At 73.6% G+C, this 17460-nt stretch carries 14 protein-coding genes and 1 pseudogene; 9 read left to right on the forward strand and 6 right to left on the reverse strand.

Annotated features, from left to right (window positions below):
• Positions 1-55: 55 nt before the first annotated feature.
• Both AB1207_RS16805 and AB1207_RS16810 read left to right on the forward strand, forming a co-directional pair.
• Positions 56-1450, forward strand: coding sequence for a serine hydrolase domain-containing protein (locus AB1207_RS16805; protein ID WP_367639533.1), 1395 nt, complete (start codon positions 56-58; stop codon positions 1448-1450).
• Position 1451: 1 nt separating this feature from the next.
• Positions 1452-2894: an aromatic amino acid ammonia-lyase gene (locus AB1207_RS16810; RefSeq protein ID WP_367639534.1), complete on the forward strand. Its 1443-nt coding sequence runs from the start codon at positions 1452-1454 to the stop codon at positions 2892-2894.
• Between the two features lie 10 nt (positions 2895-2904).
• On the opposite strand, the gene AB1207_RS16815 is transcribed toward AB1207_RS16810, so the two are convergent.
• Complete coding sequence (locus tag AB1207_RS16815) at positions 2905-3903, reverse strand: LacI family DNA-binding transcriptional regulator (protein WP_367639535.1); 999 nt, start codon at positions 3901-3903, stop codon at positions 2905-2907.
• Positions 3904-3995: 92 nt separating this feature from the next.
• Positions 3996-4736: pseudogene (locus tag AB1207_RS16820) on the reverse strand (GNAT family N-acetyltransferase); the annotation flags it as partial.
• Between AB1207_RS16820 and AB1207_RS16825 the strand changes: the two are divergent.
• Positions 4729-5634 (forward strand): amidohydrolase family protein, encoded by a 906-nt coding sequence (locus tag AB1207_RS16825; protein WP_367639536.1) that lies wholly within the window; start codon positions 4729-4731, stop codon positions 5632-5634. The pseudogene AB1207_RS16820 and the gene AB1207_RS16825 sit on opposite strands and share 8 nt — an antisense overlap.
• Positions 5631-6158, forward strand: a complete 528-nt coding sequence (locus tag AB1207_RS16830) for a cysteine dioxygenase (protein WP_367639537.1) — start codon at positions 5631-5633, stop codon at positions 6156-6158. Before AB1207_RS16825 ends, AB1207_RS16830 begins: the two co-directional genes overlap by 4 nt.
• On the opposite strand, the gene AB1207_RS16835 is transcribed toward AB1207_RS16830, so the two are convergent.
• Positions 6138-7643 carry an aromatic amino acid lyase gene (locus AB1207_RS16835; RefSeq protein WP_367639538.1) on the reverse strand — a complete coding sequence of 502 codons (1506 nt, stop codon included), beginning with the start codon at positions 7641-7643 and terminating at the stop codon, positions 6138-6140. The genes AB1207_RS16830 and AB1207_RS16835 overlap by 21 nt on opposite strands.
• A 136-nt stretch (positions 7644-7779) precedes the next feature.
• Here AB1207_RS16835 and AB1207_RS16840 point away from each other — a divergent pair, with 136 nt between their 5' ends.
• From AB1207_RS16840 to AB1207_RS16860, 5 genes are read left to right on the forward strand one after another with little or no spacing between them, the layout of a single operon-like run.
• Positions 7780-8748 (forward strand): ABC transporter ATP-binding protein, encoded by a 969-nt coding sequence (locus tag AB1207_RS16840; protein ID WP_367639539.1) that lies wholly within the window; start codon positions 7780-7782, stop codon positions 8746-8748.
• Positions 8745-9401 carry an ABC transporter permease gene (locus AB1207_RS16845; RefSeq protein ID WP_367639540.1) on the forward strand — a complete coding sequence of 219 codons (657 nt, stop codon included), beginning with the start codon at positions 8745-8747 and terminating at the stop codon, positions 9399-9401. The genes AB1207_RS16840 and AB1207_RS16845 overlap by 4 nt, the downstream gene beginning before the upstream one ends.
• A gap of 1 nt (position 9402) precedes the next feature.
• On the forward strand, positions 9403-10152 hold the full coding sequence (locus AB1207_RS16850; RefSeq protein WP_367639541.1) for an ABC transporter permease: 750 nt from the start codon (positions 9403-9405) through the stop codon (positions 10150-10152).
• Positions 10149-11087, forward strand: a complete 939-nt coding sequence (locus AB1207_RS16855; protein WP_367639542.1) for an ABC transporter substrate-binding protein — start codon at positions 10149-10151, stop codon at positions 11085-11087. Before AB1207_RS16850 ends, AB1207_RS16855 begins: the two co-directional genes overlap by 4 nt.
• Before the next feature lie 33 nt (positions 11088-11120).
• A complete protein-coding gene (locus AB1207_RS16860; protein WP_367639543.1) occupies positions 11121-12098 on the forward strand; it encodes an SDR family NAD(P)-dependent oxidoreductase in 978 nt (325 codons plus the stop codon).
• A gap of 29 nt (positions 12099-12127) precedes the next feature.
• On the opposite strand, the gene glgB is transcribed toward AB1207_RS16860, so the two are convergent.
• The 3 genes from glgB to treS are packed head-to-tail and all read right to left on the reverse strand — an operon-like array spanning position 12128 to position 17449.
• Positions 12128-14314 (reverse strand): 1,4-alpha-glucan branching protein GlgB, encoded by a 2187-nt coding sequence (gene glgB / locus AB1207_RS16865; RefSeq protein WP_367639544.1) that lies wholly within the window; start codon positions 14312-14314, stop codon positions 12128-12130.
• A 37-nt stretch (positions 14315-14351) separates the two neighbouring features.
• Positions 14352-15743 carry a maltokinase N-terminal cap-like domain-containing protein gene (locus AB1207_RS16870; protein WP_367639545.1) on the reverse strand — a complete coding sequence of 464 codons (1392 nt, stop codon included), beginning with the start codon at positions 15741-15743 and terminating at the stop codon, positions 14352-14354.
• Positions 15744-15754: 11 nt separating this feature from the next.
• Positions 15755-17449, reverse strand: a complete 1695-nt coding sequence (treS, locus tag AB1207_RS16875) for a maltose alpha-D-glucosyltransferase (protein ID WP_367639546.1) — start codon at positions 17447-17449, stop codon at positions 15755-15757.
• Positions 17450-17460: the final 11 nt, after the last annotated feature.

The following is a 17460-nucleotide window of genomic DNA, read 5'->3' on the forward strand; positions in this document are numbered from 1 at the left end:
GGGCACCGGGACCCCGCAACCGCATTTCGGCAGGGCCCGGCCTAGAGTCGACCGCGTGAGCACCGAAGCCACCCACGTGTCCTCGCGGTCCCTCCCGCGCAGCACCCCGTCGGCCCAGGGGGTGGACGCGCGCGGCCTCACCGCGTTCGTCGACGCCCTCGAGAGCACGGCCGGGGTCGAACCGCACAGCCTGCAGGTCCTGCGCCACGGTCACGTCGTGGCCGAGGGGTGGTGGACGCCGTTCCACCCCGACCGCCCGCACCTGCTCTACTCGCTGTCCAAGAGCTTCACGTCCACGGCCCTCGGGTTCGCGGTGGCCGAGGGGCTCGTCGACCTCGACGCCACGATCCTGTCGTACTTCCCCGAGTTCGACGCCGACGTCACCGACGAGCGGTCGCGGCGCATCCTGGTCCGGCACGTCGCCAACATGGCCAGCGGCCACCGCGAGGAGACGATCGAGCAGGCGTCCGCCGACCCGACGGGGGACGTCGTGCGGGGTTTCCTGCGGATCCCGCCGGACGCCGAACCGGGCACCCTGTTCTGCTACAACCAGCCCTGCACGTTCTCGGTCTCCGCGATCGTCCAGCGCACCTCCGGCCAGGGTCTGCTGGAGTACCTGCGCCCCAGGCTGTTGGACCCGCTCGGAGTGGACGTCGAGAACCTCGGCTGGCTGTCCGACGGTCAGGGCCGCGAACTGGGTTTCTCCGGTTTCCACGCGCCCACCGAACTCATCGCCAAGCTCGGGCAGCTGTACCTGCAGCGCGGGGTGTGGGAGGGCCGGCGGTTGCTGGCGGAGAGCTGGGTCGAGGAGGCCACCACCTCGCACGTCGACAACGCCTCGTTCAACGCGAACCCGGACTGGCAGCAGGGCTACGGCTACCAGTTCTGGATCGCCCGCCACGGGTACCGCGGCGACGGCGCCTACGGCCAGTTCTGCGTCGTGCTGCCCGAGCAGGACGTCGTCGTGGCCATCACGTCGCAGAGCCCCGACATGCAGGCCGTGCTCGACGCGGCGTGGGAGCACCTGCTGCCCGCGGTGTCCGACCCGGAACTGCCCGCGGACGCCGCCGCGCACGACGAGGCGCTGGCCCGCCGGACGTCCTCGCTCGCGCTGGCACCGCTGGAGGGCCCGGACGTGGTCGAGGGCGAGTTCAGCGCCGCCCCCGGCAGCGAACCCCCGACCCTGACCGCCGTCTCCGTCCGCGACGGGGAACTCGTCCTCAGCGACTCCGGTGCGGAACTGCGCGCGGCCGTGGGTCGCGGTCGCTGGACGGACACCGGCCCGTTGTCGGTCTCGGGGGCGGGGGACCGCGTCGACGTCCGGTTCGCCGAGACCCCGCACCTGCTGCACCTGACGTTCTCGGACGGCACGTTCTCGGGACGGTGGGAGACGTGGCCGCTGCACGGTCCGGCGCTGTCCGTCCTGCGCAAGCCCGAGCCGTCCTCCTGAGGTGATCCTCCACCGGGGCGCCGACCTCGACGCCGACGCCGTGCGGCGCGTCGCCGCCGGCACCCCGGTGGAGTTGTCGCCGGGGCTCCTCGCCGCTCTGGGCCGTCGCCGCGAGGACCTGGTGACGTCCCTGGAGACGTCGGGTCCGGTGTACGGCGTCACCACGGGCATGGGGGCCCTCGCCGGGGTGACGCTCGACGCGGCCGCCCGGGCCCGGCACCAGGAGAACCTCGTCGTGGGCCGCGCCGTCGGGTCGGCGCCGTGGTTGACGCCGGCGCAGGCCCGGGCGGTGCTGGCCGTGCGGTTGCGGACGTTCCTGCACCCCGAGGCCGCAGTGTCGCCGGGGCTGTGCGTGCGGCTCGCCGACCTCCTCGGCCGCGGCGTCCTGCCGTGCATCCCGTTGCGCGGCAACGGGGCCGCGGGGGAGATCATCCCCCTCGCGCACGTCGGTGCCGTGGTCCTGGGGGCGGGCCGGACGCTCGACGGTCGCGACGCAGGCCCGTTCGGGTTCGGCGCCAAGGAGGGGGTCGCGTTCCTCGAGGGCGTACCCGTCGCCACGGCGTTGGCCGTCCTGCAGTCCGCGGCGGCCGAGGGACTGCTGGAGCAGGCCGTCCGCGTCCTGGCGGCGACCGCGGAGGTGCTGCGCGCGAGCCCGGACCCGCTGCGCCCCGGGCTGGCCCGCGCCGACGACGTGCTCGACGACCTGCACGCGCAGCTCCGGTCGCTGCGCCCGGCGCCGACCGTCGCCGGGCTGCAGGCACCCCTGTCCGTCCGCGTCGCGCCCGCGGCGCTGGCCGTGGCCCGGCGGCGCGTGCGGGACCTCGCCGACGCGGTCGACCGCGCCCTCGACGGGGTCACCGACTCACCGGCCTTCCTCGACGACGCGTCGTTCGCCGGGACGGCGGGTTTTGCCGGGACGGAACTGGCGGCGTCGTCGGACGCGCTCGCGGCCGCGGTGCTCCACGTCGCGGAGACGTCGGTGGCGCGGACCCACCGGACGCTGGACCCGCGGCTGACCGGCCTGACCCCGCAGTTGTCGCCGGAGCCGGGCGTGCAGGCGGGGCTCGTGGCCCTCCACAAGCGGGCGGTGGGCGTCGCGCACCGGTTGCGGCGGTTCGCCGTCCCCGCGCTCGGGGGTGCGGTGGAGACCTCGCTCGGGCAGGAGGACGTCCAGAGCTTCGGGCTGGAGGCGGCCGAGTGCCTCGGCGAACTGCTCGACGGGCTGCGCGAGGTGCTCGCCGTCGAACTCCTCGCCGTCCACCGGGCGCGGCTGCTGCGCGGGGGACTGGCCGGGGTGTCCGACGACGTGACGTCGGGTCTGGATGCGCTGGCCGCCGCCCTGGGCGACTCCGTGGGCGACGGCGTGGACCCCGTCGTGACCGATCGGCCCTACGGCCTCGACGTCGACCGGGTGGTGGACCTGCTGCGCGACGGGCGGTTCTGAGGGGTCGTCGTCAGCGGGTGGAGCGGGTGGACCCCCGGACGACGAGGTGCGGGCGGAACGTCACGGGGTCCGGCGCCTCCCCGTGCTCCTGCAGGGCGAGGAGCTGCTCGACGGCCGCCGCCACGATGGCGTCCTCGTCCCACGAGACCGTCGTCAGGGCGGGGGCCACGAGCGCGGCGAGCTGGTGGTCGTCGAACCCCACGACCGAGACGTCGTCGGGCACGCGCAGCCCGAGGTCCGCCGCGGCGCGGTAGACGCCGAACGCGAGCGAGTCCGACAGGCAGAAGACCGCCGTCGGACGGTCCGCGGCGTCGAGGACCCCGGCGGCGGCAGCGGTCGCCCCCTCGGGGTTCGCGGGGGCGGGGACCACCACGAGGTCGACGCCCAGCGGCGCGGCCAGGTCCACCGCGAGGAGTTCCGACGGCCTCCCGGGGGTCGTCGGCAAGGACGGCGTCAGCAGGGCGACCCGGCGGTGCCCGAGGTCGTGCAGGTGCTCCAGGACGGCCGCGACGCCGAACCGGTTGTCGAACAGCACCGCCCCGCTGCCCGGGCGGGCGGTGAGCGCGTCCCCGATGGAGACGACGGCCGTCGAGGCGTCCAGCAGGCGCCAGTGCTCGCCGGAGGGGTCGACGGGCGAGGCCAGCACGCCGTCGACGCGTTGCGCCGCGAACCGTTCCAGCACACGGCGTTCGCTGGCGGGGTCGGCGTCGGCGTCGGCGATGGACGCGTCCCGGTCGACCGTGCGCAGGGCGCGCGTGAGCTGGACGGACAGGTCCTGCTGCCACAGGTCCCGCAGCGATCCGCTGATCCCGATCGTCCCCGTCCGTCCGCTCGCCAGCGCTCGGGCGATGGGGTCGACGCGGTACCCGAGCTCGTCGGCCAGGGCCTGGACGCGTTCGATGGTCGCGGCCGAACCGCGCGTCCCGCGCAGCGCGTACGACGTCGCCGCCAGCGAGAGCCCCGCCGCGTCCGCGACGTCCTGCAGGGTCCTGCGCGCGTCCCTCGGCACGGCTGCACAGTAACCGGGCGGGTGGGCGCCGGCCCGAGGGCGCGGTGGTCAGGGGAGCAGCAGGCTGAGCTGCGACCCAGGACGGTGTAGCCGAGGGCGTGGGCGACCCGCAGGGACGCCGCGGGCCGCGCGCGCCACTGGCAGAGCAGCCCGTGGGCGTGCGCGTGGGCGGTGGAGGCGGCACCGACCGTCCGTGCCAGCCCGTGTCCGCGGAACGCGGGGTGGGTGAGGACCGACAGGTGCGCCACCACCGGACCGCCGGCCACGGTCCAGCGCTGGTAGCCGGCCGCGGCGGCGGGGACGCCGTCGCGCAGGACGACGAAGGTGGGGGACGTCGTGTCCGCGAGTCCGCCCTCGTCGACGTCGGCCGGGGAGCACGCCCGGAGCAGGGCGTCGACCGGTCGGTCGGTGTGGACCTCCTCGGACGGCGTCGCGGCCGGGGGCCCGTCGAGGTAGGCGAGGTGCGCCGGGCCGAGGACCTCGGTCGCGACGCTGCTCGGGTCTCCCGCCGGAGCGTCCGCCAGAGCCCGTGCGCGGCGGGCGTCGGGTGCGGTGCTCAGGTGCCGGTCGCCGATGGTCACGATCCCGCACCACCCCGGTGGGCAGGTTCCCGCCACCTCGGTGACGAGGGGACGCAGGACGGGACCGTCGTGGAAGGCGGCGCCCGGGCCGGCGAGACCGGCCCAGAGCGCCAGCACGCGGTCGACCGGTCGCTGCACGGAGCCAGCATCGCGTGCACGGGTGTCCGCGACCAGCTTGACGACCTCCTGAGTGAAGCGCTTCACTAATGAGTGAAGCGCTTCACGGCGGACGGAGAGGAGTGACGTGCGCACCGACTGCCACCAGCACCTCTGGCCCGCCCCCTTCGTCGACGCCCTCCGCGCCCGGAGCGCACCCCCGTTCCTGGACGGCTGGACGCTGCACCTGACGGGGGAGGCGCCCCACCCCGTCGACCCGGCGGCCCACGACGTCGAGGCCCGCGCGACGCTGGAGCGGGCCCAGGGCACGGCCCGGGCGCTCGTCTCGCTGTCCTCGCCCCTCGGCGTCGAGCACCTGCCCGGCGAGGAGGCGGCCCCGCTGCTCGCCGCCTGGCACGACGGAGCGTGCGCCCTGCCGGACCCCTTCGGCGTGTGGGCGGCGGCGGGCGTCCACGACGTCGATCCGGGAGCCCTCACCGAGCAGCTGGGGCGCGACCGCGTCGTCGGGCTCCAGCTGCCCGCCACGGCGCTCGCGGACCCGGCCGGCCTGGAGCGCGTGGGCCCCCTGCTCGAGGTGTGCGAGCGCGCAGGCGCACCGCTGCTCGTCCACCCCGGCCCGGCGGGCGCGCCCGTGGACGTCCCCGGCTGGTGGCCCGCGGTCGTCCCGTACGTCCAGCAGCTCCACGCGGCGTGGTGCACGTGGCACGTCGCGGGCCGGGCGAACCACCCGACCCTGCGCCTCGCCTTCGTGGCGCTCGCGGGCCTGGCGCCCCTGCACCACGAGCGGCTCACCGCCCGCGGCGGGGCCCTCGGCGCGCTCGACCCGCTCGTGCACTACGAGACCAGCTCCTACGGCGCGCGGGCGGTCGACGCGCTCGTCCGCGTCGTGGGCGTCGACCCGGTCGTGCTCGGCAGCGACCGGCCCTACGCCGACCCGTTCGCCCCCGCCGACCTGCCCGGGTTCGGCGCCGCCTTCGCCCACGCCCTCACCGTCACCAACCCCGCCCACCTCCTCGAAGGGAGCCGACCGTGACCACCACGACCAGCACGCCCCCCAGCACCCACCCCGACCTGCCGCCCGCTCCCGGCCGGGTCCTGGACCCGGTGGAGCTGAAGGCCTGGGTCGAGGAGGCCGCCCGCCGGCCGCACGCCTGGGCGCACCTCGTCCGGCACGACACGGGCGGACGGCACTTCGCCTCCCTGCACCGCGACGGCGACCTCGACGTCTGGCTGCTGTGCTGGAACACCGTCGACGACACGGGCTGGCACGACCACGACACGTCGTCGGGCGCCGTCGCCGTGACGCGCGGGGCGGTGCTCGAGGCGACCCCGCGGATGGGCGGCGAACCCGTCGTGCGCACGGTCCCGGCCGGCCGCTCCTTCGGCTTCGGTCCCGACCACATCCACCGCATGAGCGGCGCCGTCGACGGCTCGGTCTCGATCCACGCCTACTCCCCGCCGCTGTGGCGGATGGGCCAGTACTCGATCTCGCCCGCCGGCGTCCTGCGCCGGACGTCGGTCAGCTACGCCGACGAGCTACGGCCCCTCGAGCCGTAGCAGCAGCGCCAGGTCGGGCACCCGCGCGACGACGGCCTCGACGTCCGGACCGATGGGCGCGTCGCGCGCGTCCCGGTCCAGCACCTCGTCGAAGACCCCGAACAGTGCGGCGGCGCCGGGGGAGAGGCGGTCCGGGGCCGCCCGCAGCGCCCGGACCGCGGCGAGCGCCTCGACGGCGAGCACGAGCGGGGCCAGGTCCGCGGTCTGCCGCAACGCCCGCGCCCCCTGCGTCGCGAAGCTCGCGTGCTCCTCCAGCCCCAGCGAGATCGACACCGTCCCCGCGGTCATGGGCGCCGTCGCCGGCCGCAGTTCCGCCAGGGCGTCCTGCACGACGTACTCGCCGATCATCAGGCCCGAGCTCCCGCGTGGACCCGCCGCCAGGAACGCCCGCAGCCCGGTGTGCTCCGGTCGCAGCAGCAGCGCCAGCCGCGCCGCCGACAACGTCAGGACGCCGTAGGTCGTGGCGCGCAACGTGTCCAGGGCCGTGGCCAGCGACGCCGCGTGGAACTGGCCGTGGTGGAAGACCCCCTCGCGCGAGACGAGCGGGTTCTCCCCGGGCGTCGAGGCCTCCAGCTGCAGCACGTCCGCCAGCAGGTCCGCGGCCGCGAACGCGGGGGAGAGCACCTGCGGTGCAGTGCGCAGCGCGAACGGGTCCTGCAGCCGGGTCGGCTCCGGCCCGCCCTCCACCAGGGCGTGCAGGGCGGCGGCCACCTCCGGCTGCCGGGCGTGCGGGCGTGCCGCGTGCACCGACGGTGCCCAGGCCTGCGGGTTGCCGCGCAGGGCGAGGAACGACAGGGCCGAGATGCCCAGCCCCGAGACCAGCAGTTGCCGCAACCGGACGAGGGCGAGCGAGGCCGTCGCCAGGGTGAGCGCGTGCGAGGAGATGAGCGGCAGCGCGTCCGCCGCCCCCAGCGCCACCGGCGGGACCGACCCCGTCCGCCACGGACGCTCACCGACGAGCGTCAGCCCCAGCTCGGCGAGCGGGGCCAGGTCGGACGTCCCGATGCCGCCGAACCGGTGCAGCGTTGGCAGGGCGCCGGTCTCGACGGCGTCGGCCAGGGCGTCCAGCACGGCCGGGCTCAGCCCGGCGCCCGCGCCGACGCGGGCCCCGGCGAGCAGCTGGTTCAGGCGCAGGACGAGCGCGGCCCGCGTCGTCGGCTCGTCCTCGACGGGCCCGAGCGACGCCGCGTGCGAGCGCAGCAGCCGCAGCCCGTGCGCGCGCGGGTGCTCGCCCTGCTCCTCGTCGACGTCGACGTCCTTGTTGGCGCCGACCCCGGTCGTCGCCCCGTAGACCGTGCCCTCGCTGCGGGCCGTCTCCATCGCGGCGTGCAGCGCGCCGAGCGAGGCCAGCACCGCGCGGTCCACGACCGGCCGGGCCCGGCCGTGGGCGATCGCGTCGAGGTCGTCCAGCGGGAGCTCCCGGCCGTCGAGCCGCACCACCCGCTCGACCCCCGCGGTCGCGGTCGGGACGTGCTGCTGATCCACTAGGTCCTCCACCACGCCCGCTGGTCCGTCTGAGGAGAGGTCACGATCGGGTGACGGCCGTTCGAGCCTCGTTGACCGGTCCTCGTCCTGTGCCCAGCATGTACCAGCCCCCCGGTCCAACATCGGAGCCGCCCCAGTGATCACGTTCGAGGCCGTCCGCAAGCAGTTCCCCGACGGGACCGTCGCGGTCGACGACCTCGACCTCGAGCTCCCGACCGGCCGGATCACGGTCTTCGTCGGACCCTCCGGGTGCGGCAAGACGACCTCCCTGCGCATGATCAACCGGATGGTCGAGCCCACCGGCGGCGCCGTCCGCATCGACGGTGAGGACGTGCGGAGCAAGCCGCCCGCCGAGCTGCGGCGCGGCATCGGCTACGTCATCCAGCACGCGGGGCTCTTCCCGCACAAGACGGTGCTCGACAACGTCCTCACCGTCCCCAAGCTCGTGGGCCGCGGGCGCGAACGCTCGCGCGCCCTCGAACTCCTCGAGCGCGTCGGCCTGCCGACGGCCTTCGCCGACCGCTACCCGGCGCAGCTGTCCGGCGGGCAGCAGCAGCGCGTCGGCGTCGCGCGGGCGCTCGCGGCCGACCCGCCCGTCATGCTCATGGACGAGCCGTTCAGCGCCGTCGACCCGATCGTGCGCCACCAGCTGCAGGAGGAGTTCCTGCGGCTGCAGGGCGACCTCGGCAAGACGATCGCCCTCGTCACCCACGACATCGACGAGGCCGTCGTCCTCGGCGACCGCATCGCGGTGTTCCGCGAGGGCGGGCACCTCGCCCAGGTCGGGTCGCCGGAGGAACTGCTGACCCGGCCGGCCGACGACTTCGTCCGGAACTTCGTCGGCCGCGACCGCGGGTACCGGGGCCTGGGCTTCCGGACCGCCGACGGCCTCGTGCTGCGTCCTCTCGACGGTGTCCGCCTCGACGAGGCCGGCCGGCCGCTCGACGTCGACGGGACGTTCCGCGCCGGGGACTCCCTGCGCGTGGTCCTCGACCTGACCCTCACCTCGCGCACGGGAACCGCCGTGCAGGTCGACGGGGACGGCCGTGCCACCGGACTCGTGCACCACCACGACGTCGCGGACCTGCTGGCGGAGCGCCGGTGAACGACGTCTGGACGTACCTGTCGCAGAACCAGTCGACAGTGCTGGACGCGTTGCAGCAGCACGTCGTCCTCGCGGTGCTCCCGCTGCTCATCGGCGTGGTCGTCGCTCTGCCCGTGGGGTACCTCGGGGTCCGGTACGGCTGGCTGTACCACCCGATCCTCAACGTCTCCGGGTTGATCTACTCGATCCCCTCCCTCGCGGTGTTCGTCGCCCTGCCGTACGTGCTCGGGACGAAGATCCTCTCGCCCGTGAACATCGTGGTGGCCCTCGCGCTCTACACGGTGGCGCTCATGGCGCGCACGGTCGCCGACGGGTTGCGGTCGGTGGACCCGACGCTCACCGAGGCGGCGACCGCCATGGGCTACAAGCGGACCCGTCGCCTGCTGGAGGTCGAACTCCCGCTGGCGGCGCCCGTCATCCTCGCCGGGGTCCGGGTGGCCGCCGTCTCGAACATCTCCCTCGTCAGCGTCGGTGCGCTGCTGGGCGTCGGGGGTCTCGGGGCGTTGTTCACCCGCGGTTTCCAGCTGTTCTACACCGCGCCCATCATCGTCGGGATCGTCCTGTCGATCGCCCTCGCGGCCGTCGCGGACCTGCTCATCGTCCTGTTCCAGCGGGCCGTCACCCCGTGGACCCGCGCCGTGAAGGGGGCCTGACGTGGACGGAACGCCGTACCTGCTGGACGGGGCCAACTGGGCCTGGTCCTCGCCGGGCAGCATCCCGCACCTGCTGCTGTCCCACCTGGGGTACACGGGCCTGTCCGTGCTCGTCGGGTTCGTCATCGCCTTCCCGATCGGCCTGCTCATCGGGCACACCGGGAAGGGGTCGTTCCTCGCCATCAACGCCGGGAACGCGGGCCGGTCGCTGCCGACGCTGGGCCTGTTGAGCCTGCTCGTCGTCTACATGAGCAGCCAGGGGTTCCTGCCGGTGCTCATCGCCCTCGTCGTGCTCGTGATCCCGCCGATCCTCACCTCGACGTACGCGGGGCTGCGGTCGGTGGACCCGAACGCGGTCGACGCGGCCCGGGGGATGGGCATGAGTTCCTCGCAGGTCCTGTTCCGCGTCGAACTGCCCATGGCGCTGCCCGTCGTCTTCGGCGGCGTGCGCGCCGCCGTCCTCCAGGTCGTCGCCACGGCGACCGTCGCCGCGTACGTCGGGCTGTCCGGCCTCGGCCGTCTGCTCGTGGACGGCTTGGCGCTCAACGACTACGGCCGCATGGTCGCCGGCGCCGTCGTCGTGGCCGTCCTCGCCGTCGTCCTGGACCTCCTGCTCGGCCTGGTCCAGCGCTACGTCGTCTCGCCCGGCATCACGGGTCGCGGACTGTCCCGAGCACGGGGCACCCGATCCGTGGCAGAGTCCGGGGCGGTCCCGGAACCAGAACTCGTCACGTCGAAAGGCACGTCATGAACCGTAGGAACCTGCTCGGCCTCGCCCTCGTGGGCTCCCTCACGGCGACGCTGGCCGCGTGCGGCGGCGGTGACGACCCGCTGGCCACGGACAGCACCCCCGCCGCCGGCGGCTCCGCCGACGCCGCGACGATCATCGTCGGCTCGGCCAACTTCCCCGAGAGCGAACTGCTCGCCGAGATGTACAGCCAGGTCCTCGAGGCCAAGGGCGTCACGGTGCAGCGCAAGTTCAACATCGGGGCCCGCGAGCTCTACCTCAAGGCGCTCGACGACGGCTCGATCGACCTGCTGCCCGAGTACAACGGCGCGCTGCTCGCGTACTACCTCAAGGGCGACGCGCCGCAGGGGGTCTCCAGCCCGGAGACGGTGCTGGACGCGCTGAAGAAGGAGATCCCCTCCGGCCTGGAGGTCCTCGACCAGTCCGCGGCGGAGGACAAGGACTCCCTCTCGGTGACCTCGGAGACGAAGTCGAAGTACAACCTGACCTCGATCGCCGACCTGGCGCCCGTGGCCAAGGACCTCACCATCGGGGCCGGACCGGAGTTCCAGGAGCGCTACCAGGGCCTGAAGGGCCTCAAGGAGCTCTACGACGTCGAGTTCGGCACGTTCAAGCCCCTCGACGTCGGAGGCCCGCTGACCGTTGCAGGTCTGAAGGACGGCTCGATCCAGGTCGGGAACATCTTCACCACCGACTCCTCCATCGAGACGAACGGGTTCGTCGTCCTGGAGGACCCGAAGAACCTCTTCCTGGCCCAGAACATCCTGCCGCTCATCCGGTCCTCGAAGAACAACAGCACCGTCACCGAGGCGCTCAACGCCTTCTCGGCCAAGCTCACGACCGAGAACCTCACCCAGTACCTCGCGCAGGTGCAGGTGGACAAGAAGACCTCGGCCGCGGTGGCCAAGGACTTCCTCTCGGCCAACGGGCTCGTCTGACCCGCGGCGGGGTGCGGGCGTACCGTCGCACGGGTGACTGAGCACACCCGCACCCCGCAGGCGCCCGTCGGATCCGGCTTCGGCCACGACACGACGGCGGCCGAGGTCCTCGAGGGCCTCGACCTCTCCGGCCGCACCGTCGTCCTGACGGGCGGCTACTCCGGCATCGGTCTCGAGGCGACGCGCGCCCTCACCGCTGCCGGGGCCAGCGTCGTCGTCCCGGCCCGGCGGCCGGAGCACGCCGCCGCCGAGCTGGCGGACGTCCCCGGCGTGGAGGTCGCGGCCCTCGACCTCGCCGACCAGGCGAGCATCGCCCGCTTCGCGCAGGACTTCCTCGACTCCGGACGCCCGGTGCACGCGCTCATCGGCAACGCCGGGATCATGGCGTGTCCCGAGACGCGGATCGGGGACGGGTGGGAGGCGCAGTTCGGCACGAACCACCTCGGCCACTACGCCCTCGTCAACCGGCTGTGGCCGGCCATCGCCGCCGGCGGCGGGCGCGTCGTCGCGCTGTCGAGCTCGGCCCACCACCGCTCGCCCATCCGCTTCGAGGACCCCATGTTCACGCGGGGCGACTACGACAAGTGGGAGGCGTACGGGCAGGCCAAGACGGCCAACGCCCTCTTCGCGGTGCACCTCGACGCCCTCGCCGCGCCGCAGGGCGTCCGCGCCTTCTCCGTCCACCCCGGCGGCATCCTCACCCCGCTGCAGCGGCACCTGCCGCGCGAGGAGATGGTGGCCCTCGGCTGGATCGACGACGAGGGCAACCTGCTCATGGACGGGTTCAAGTCCCCGCAGGCGGGTGCCGCGACGGAGGTGTGGGCCGCGACGAACCCCCTGCTGGAGGGTCGGGGCGGGGTGTTCTGCGAGGACTGCGAGGTCGCGCTCCCCGTCGACGCCGACCGCCCGCAGTTCACGACGGGCGTGGCCCCGCACGCCACCGACCCCGACGCCGCGGCGCGGCTGTGGACCCTGTCGGCGGAACTGACGGGGGTCGACGCCTTCGCGTGACCCCCGTCAGGTCCTAGCGGTCGGACGGGTCAGGCCGGGACGAGCCAGGTGACGCCCAGCGGGGGCACGCGCAGCTGCGCGGAGAACCGCTGGCCGTTCCACTCCGTGTCCTGCGCCTGCAAGGTCCCGGTGTTGACGACGCCGGAACCGGCGAACTCCTCGGCGTCGGTGTTGAGCACCTCGCGCCAGGCGCCCGGCTGGGGGAGACCGACGCGGAAGTCCTCGTAGGCGCTGCCGGAGAAGTTGCAGACGGCGACGAGCGGCTTGCGGTCGGTGGACCAGCGGACGAACGACAGCAGGTTCCGCTGGTTATCGCCGCCGTCGATCCAGCCGAACCCCTCGGACGTGAAGTCGTCCGACCACAGCTCGGGGTGCTCCTTGTAGACCGCGTTCAGTGTCGACACCAGCTTGTGGAGCCCCGCGTGCCACGGGGTGTCCAGCAGCCACCAGTCCAGCGAGCGGGCCTCGGACCACTCGGCCTCCTGGCCCAGCTCGGCGCCCATGAACAGCAACTGCTTGCCCGGGTGAGACCACATGTAGGCCAGGTAGGCACGGACGTTGGCGAGCTGCTGCCACCGGTCACCGGGCATCTTGCGCAGCAGCGACCCCTTGCCGTGGACGACCTCGTCGTGCGAGATCGGCAGGCAGAAGTTCTCGCTGAACGCGTAGACGAGGCTGAACGTCAGCTCGCCGTGGTGGTACTGCCGGTTGACCGGGTCCTCGCTGACGTACTGCAGCGAGTCGTGCATCCAGCCCATGTTCCACTTCAGGCCGAACCCGAGGCCGCCGCCGCTGGTGGGGGCCGTGACGCCCGGGTAGGCCGTGGACTCCTCGGCGATCATCATGATGCCGGGAGTCCGCTTGTAGGCCGTGGCGTTCGCCTCCTGCAGGAAGCTGACCGCCTCGAGGTTCTCGCGCCCGCCGTACTGGTTCGGCTCCCACTCGCCCTCGTTGCGGGAGTAGTCGAGGTACAGCATCGAGGCGACCGCGTCGACGCGCAGGCCGTCGGCGTGGAACTCCTCGAGCCAGTACAGGCCCGATGCGACGAGGAAGTTGCGCACCTCGGAGCGGCCGAAGTTGGGGATGTAGGTGCCCCAGTCCATGTGCTCGCCGCGGCGGGGGTCCGGGTGCTCGTAGAGCGGGGTTCCGTCGAAGCGGGCGAGGGCGAACTCGTCCTTGGGGAAGTGCCCGGGGACCCAGTCGATGATGACGCCGATCCCCGCCTGGTGGAGGGCGTCGATGAGGTGCCGCAACTCGTCGGGCGTGCCGAACCGGGAGGTCGGGGCGAAGTAGCCCGTCACCTGGTAGCCCCAGGACCCGCCGAACGGGTGCTCCATGACGGGCAGGAACTCGACGTGCGTGAACCCCGCCGCGCTGACGTACTCGACGAGCTGGGTCGCGAGCTCGGTGTACGACAGCCCCTGCCGCCACGAACCGAGGTGCACCTCGTAGATCGAGACCGGGCCGTCCTGGGCGCTCTTCGCCGCCCGCTGGCTGAGCCACGCGTCGTCGCCCCACGTGTAGGAGGACTCCGTCACGACGGACGCCGTCGCCGGGGGCACCTCGCTGTAGCGGGCCATCGGGTCGGCCTTCTGCCGCCAGTGCCCGTCCGGCCCCTGGATCTCGTACTTGTACCGCGCGCCGGCGACCACACCCGGCAGGAAGATCTCCCAGACGCCGGAGGACCCGAGCGAGCGCATCCCCTCGGTGCGCCCGTTCCAGTGGTTGTGGTCGCCGACGACGCGGACGGCGCGGGCGTTGGGGGCCCAGACGGCGAACGACGTCCCCTCGACGGGGCCGAGCGGGCCGTTCCAGCGCTTCACGTGGCTGCCGAGGACGTTCCACAGCTCCTCGTGCCGACCCTCGCCGATGAGGTGCAGGTCGACCTCGCCGACGGTCGGCAGGAAGCGGTAGGGGTCGTCGACGAGCTGGGGTTCGCCGTCGTCGTAGACGACCTCGACGCGGTAGTCGCCTACCGCGCTGTCGGGGCGGACGCCGACCCAGACGCCGTCGTGCTCGTGCACGAGACCCGTGCGCGTGCCGTCCTCGCCGACCACCGTGACGGAGGAGGCGAAGGGCTTCAGGACGCGGAAGGTGACCCCGCCGTCGTGGGCGTGCGCACCGAGCACCGAGTGCGGCGACCAGTGCGCCCCGGCGGCGGCGCGCGCGAGGTCGTCGGCGTCGATCTGTCGGGGGGTGGGGGCTTCACCGGTCATGCGTTGCAGTCTCCCGTGATCATCGTGGGGCCGCCTCTCAGGACGGGTCTGGGCTGGCGGGGCGCAGGAGCCGGTGGACGGCGTCCAGCGGGATGCGCAACCAGTCGGGCCGGTTGCGCGCTTCGTAGACGACCTCGTAGAGCGCCTTGTCGAGTTCCAGGGCGGCGAGCAGGACGGCCTGACCGCCCGTGCGCGGGTCGGCGCCCACCACCGCGGTGTACCCGTCGAGGAAGGCCGTGCGGCAGTCGGGGCCCCAGCTGCCCGGGTCGGCGACGGTCGAGGCCGCGTAGTCGAACGAGCGGAGCATCCCCGCCACGTCCCGCAGGGCGAGGTCGGGCAGGCTGCGTTCGGCCAGGGGCCGCAGCGGCTCGCCCTCGAAGTCCAGCAGCACCCAGCCGCGGGCGTCGGAGTGCAGCACCTGGCCCAGGTGGTAGTCCCCGTGCACCCGCTGCAGCGGCGGGGCGTCCTGCACGTGCCGGACCGCGTCGACCCGCTCGCGGGCGGCGGCGGCGACCTCGTGCAGCTGCGGGACGGCCGCACAGGCCCAGGCGACCCGTTCGAGGAGGCCGTCGGCCACGGCCGCCAGGCGTGCGGGGGTGGCGGGCTCGGTCGGCAGCTCGGTGGCCAGGACCGCGTGCACCTCGGCCGTCGCGCGGCCCAGCTCCCGGGCCTGCTCGGTGAAGTCCTCACCGGCACCGACCGCGGCCGTCGCCACGCGCCAGGCGTCCTGCGACCCGGCGAGGAACTCGGTGACGTGCGCGAGGTGCCCGGCCGCGGCCGATCCGTCCGGGGCGGTCCACCGGCCGTCGACCCAGCCCGCCGGGCGCGGGACCCGGGCGCACCCGGCGTCGGCCAGGGCGGTCTGCACGACCACGTCGGGGTTGTCGCCCGCGGACAGGACGCGGAACACCTTGGCGATGAGCGGGGTCTCGCCCACGTCCGCCGAGACGACGATGGAGGTGTTCGACTGCTCACCGGTGAGGACCTTGGTGCGGGCACCGGCCGGCACGGGCAGGCCACCCTCGGCGCTGTGCCCGTTGACGCCGACGGTCCGCGAACCGGCCCCCTCCTCGCTGGCGACGAGCGTCAGCAGCGCCCGCGTCCACGTCGGGTCGTGCGGACCGTCGTAGATCCACGCCGGCGCCCCGTCGACGTCGGGCAGTTCCCCGACGAGCGCGGCCACGAGGTCGGGGTCGGGGGAGGGGCGGACCGAGATCGGCACCGAGTAGACGGTGCGCGGGGCGTCGTCCCCGTCACCGGCGCGGACGGTCAGCGCGACGAGTTGCGCCACGCCCCCCTCGTCGAGCGGGGTGCGTTCGACGCGCTCGACGTGCACGGCGACGCCCTTGTGGGCGAACCAGCGCTGGGCGGGGGCCCAGGTGCGCAGGAGCTCGGCGATCGCCTCGTCGGAGGCGGCGGAGGTCTTCACGGGGACGCCCATCAGGATCCCTCCACGGTGAGCCAGTAGAAGCCGCGGGACCCGCAGGTCACCTCGAACCGGCCGTCGCCGTCCACCGTCCCGAACGGGGCACCGCCGAACACGTCGTGCAGTCGCGCGCCGGCGTACCCGGGCAGGCGGAGGGACGCGGCCTGGGGGTGGTCGGAGAGGTTGTTCACGCAGAGCACCGTCTCACCCCCGGCCTCGCCGGACCTCTCGAGGACCCGCAGGAACGCGAGCACGGCGTCGTTGCTGCAGTGCGCCTCCTCGTCGCGGGAGGTGAGCTGCAGGTAGGTCCCGCGCCCGAACGCGGGGTGCTGGCGCCGCACCGCCAGGACGCTGCGGACCCAGTGCAGCAGCGAGGAACCGGTGGCCAGCTGCGCCTCCACGTTCACCGACTGGTAGTGGTACACGAGCGACTGGACCGTCGGCAGGTACAGCTTGCCGGGGTCGGCGGCGGAGAACCCCGCGTTGCGGTCGGGCGTCCACTGCATCGGGGTCCGCACCGCGTCGCGGTCGTCGAGCCAGATGTTGTCGCCCATCCCGATCTCGTCGCCGTAGTACAGGCAGGGACTGCCCGGCAGCGACAGGACGAGGGCGTGGATGAGCTGCAGCTCCGGCCGGGAGTTGTCCAGCAGCGGAGCGAGCCGGCGCCGGATCCCGACGTTGGCGCGCATCCGCGGGTCCGGCGCGTACCAGCCGTACATCGACGCGCGTTCCTCGGTGGTGACCATCTCGAGGGTCAGCTCGTCGTGGTTGCGCAGGAACGTCCCCCACTGCCCGCTGGAGGTGGGGATGCGCGGGGTGGCCGAGAGGATGTCGGTGATGGGCGTGGCCCGCCCCTCGCGCAGCGCGTAGTACAGGCGCGGCATGACGGGGAAGTGGAAGCACATGTGGCACTCCGGCTCGTCCTCGGTGCCGAAGTACTCCACGACGTCGAACGGCCACTGGTTGGCCTCGGCCAGCAGCACCCGGCCCGGGTACTCCTCGTCGACCATGCGCCGCAGCCGGTGCAGGTAGGCGTGCGTGGCGGGCAGGTTCTCCCCGTTCGTGCCCTCCTGCACGTAGAGGTAGGGCACCGCGTCGAGGCGGAACCCGTCGATGCCCATGTCCATCCAGAACCGGACGGTGTCGAACATCGCCTCCTCGACGTCGGGGTTGTCGAAGTTCAGGTCGGGCTGGTGGGAGAAGAAGCGGTGCCAGAAGTACTGCCGCCGCACCGGGTCGAACGTCCAGTTCGACGTCTCGGTGTCGACGAAGATGATGCGCGCGTCGGGGTACTCCTCGCCGGTGTCGCTCCAGACGTAGAAGTCGCCGTAGGGGCCCTCGGGGTCGGAGCGGCTGGCCTGGAACCACGGGTGCTGGTCGCTGGTGTGGTTCATCACCAGGTCCACGACGACGCGGATCCCGCGGTCGTGGGCCTGGGCGACGAGGTGCTGGAAGTCGGCGAGGGTGCCGAACTCGGGCAGCACGGCGTTGTAGTCGGAGATGTCGTAGCCGCCGTCGCGCAACGGCGAGGCGTAGAACGGCGGCAGCCAGAGGCAGTCGACGCCCAGCCACTGCAGGTAGTCCAGCTTCGCCGTGAGCCCGGTGAAGTCACCGGTGCCCGACCCGTTGGAGTCCGCGAACGCGCGGACCAGCACCTCGTAGAAGACCGCCGTCTTGTACCACTCGGGGTCCTCGCGCAGGCCGGTCACCGGTGAGCCAC

Origin of the sequence: Kineococcus endophyticus, assembly GCF_040796495.1 — a bacterium.
Classification (GTDB): domain Bacteria; phylum Actinomycetota; class Actinomycetes; order Actinomycetales; family Kineococcaceae; genus Kineococcus; species Kineococcus endophyticus.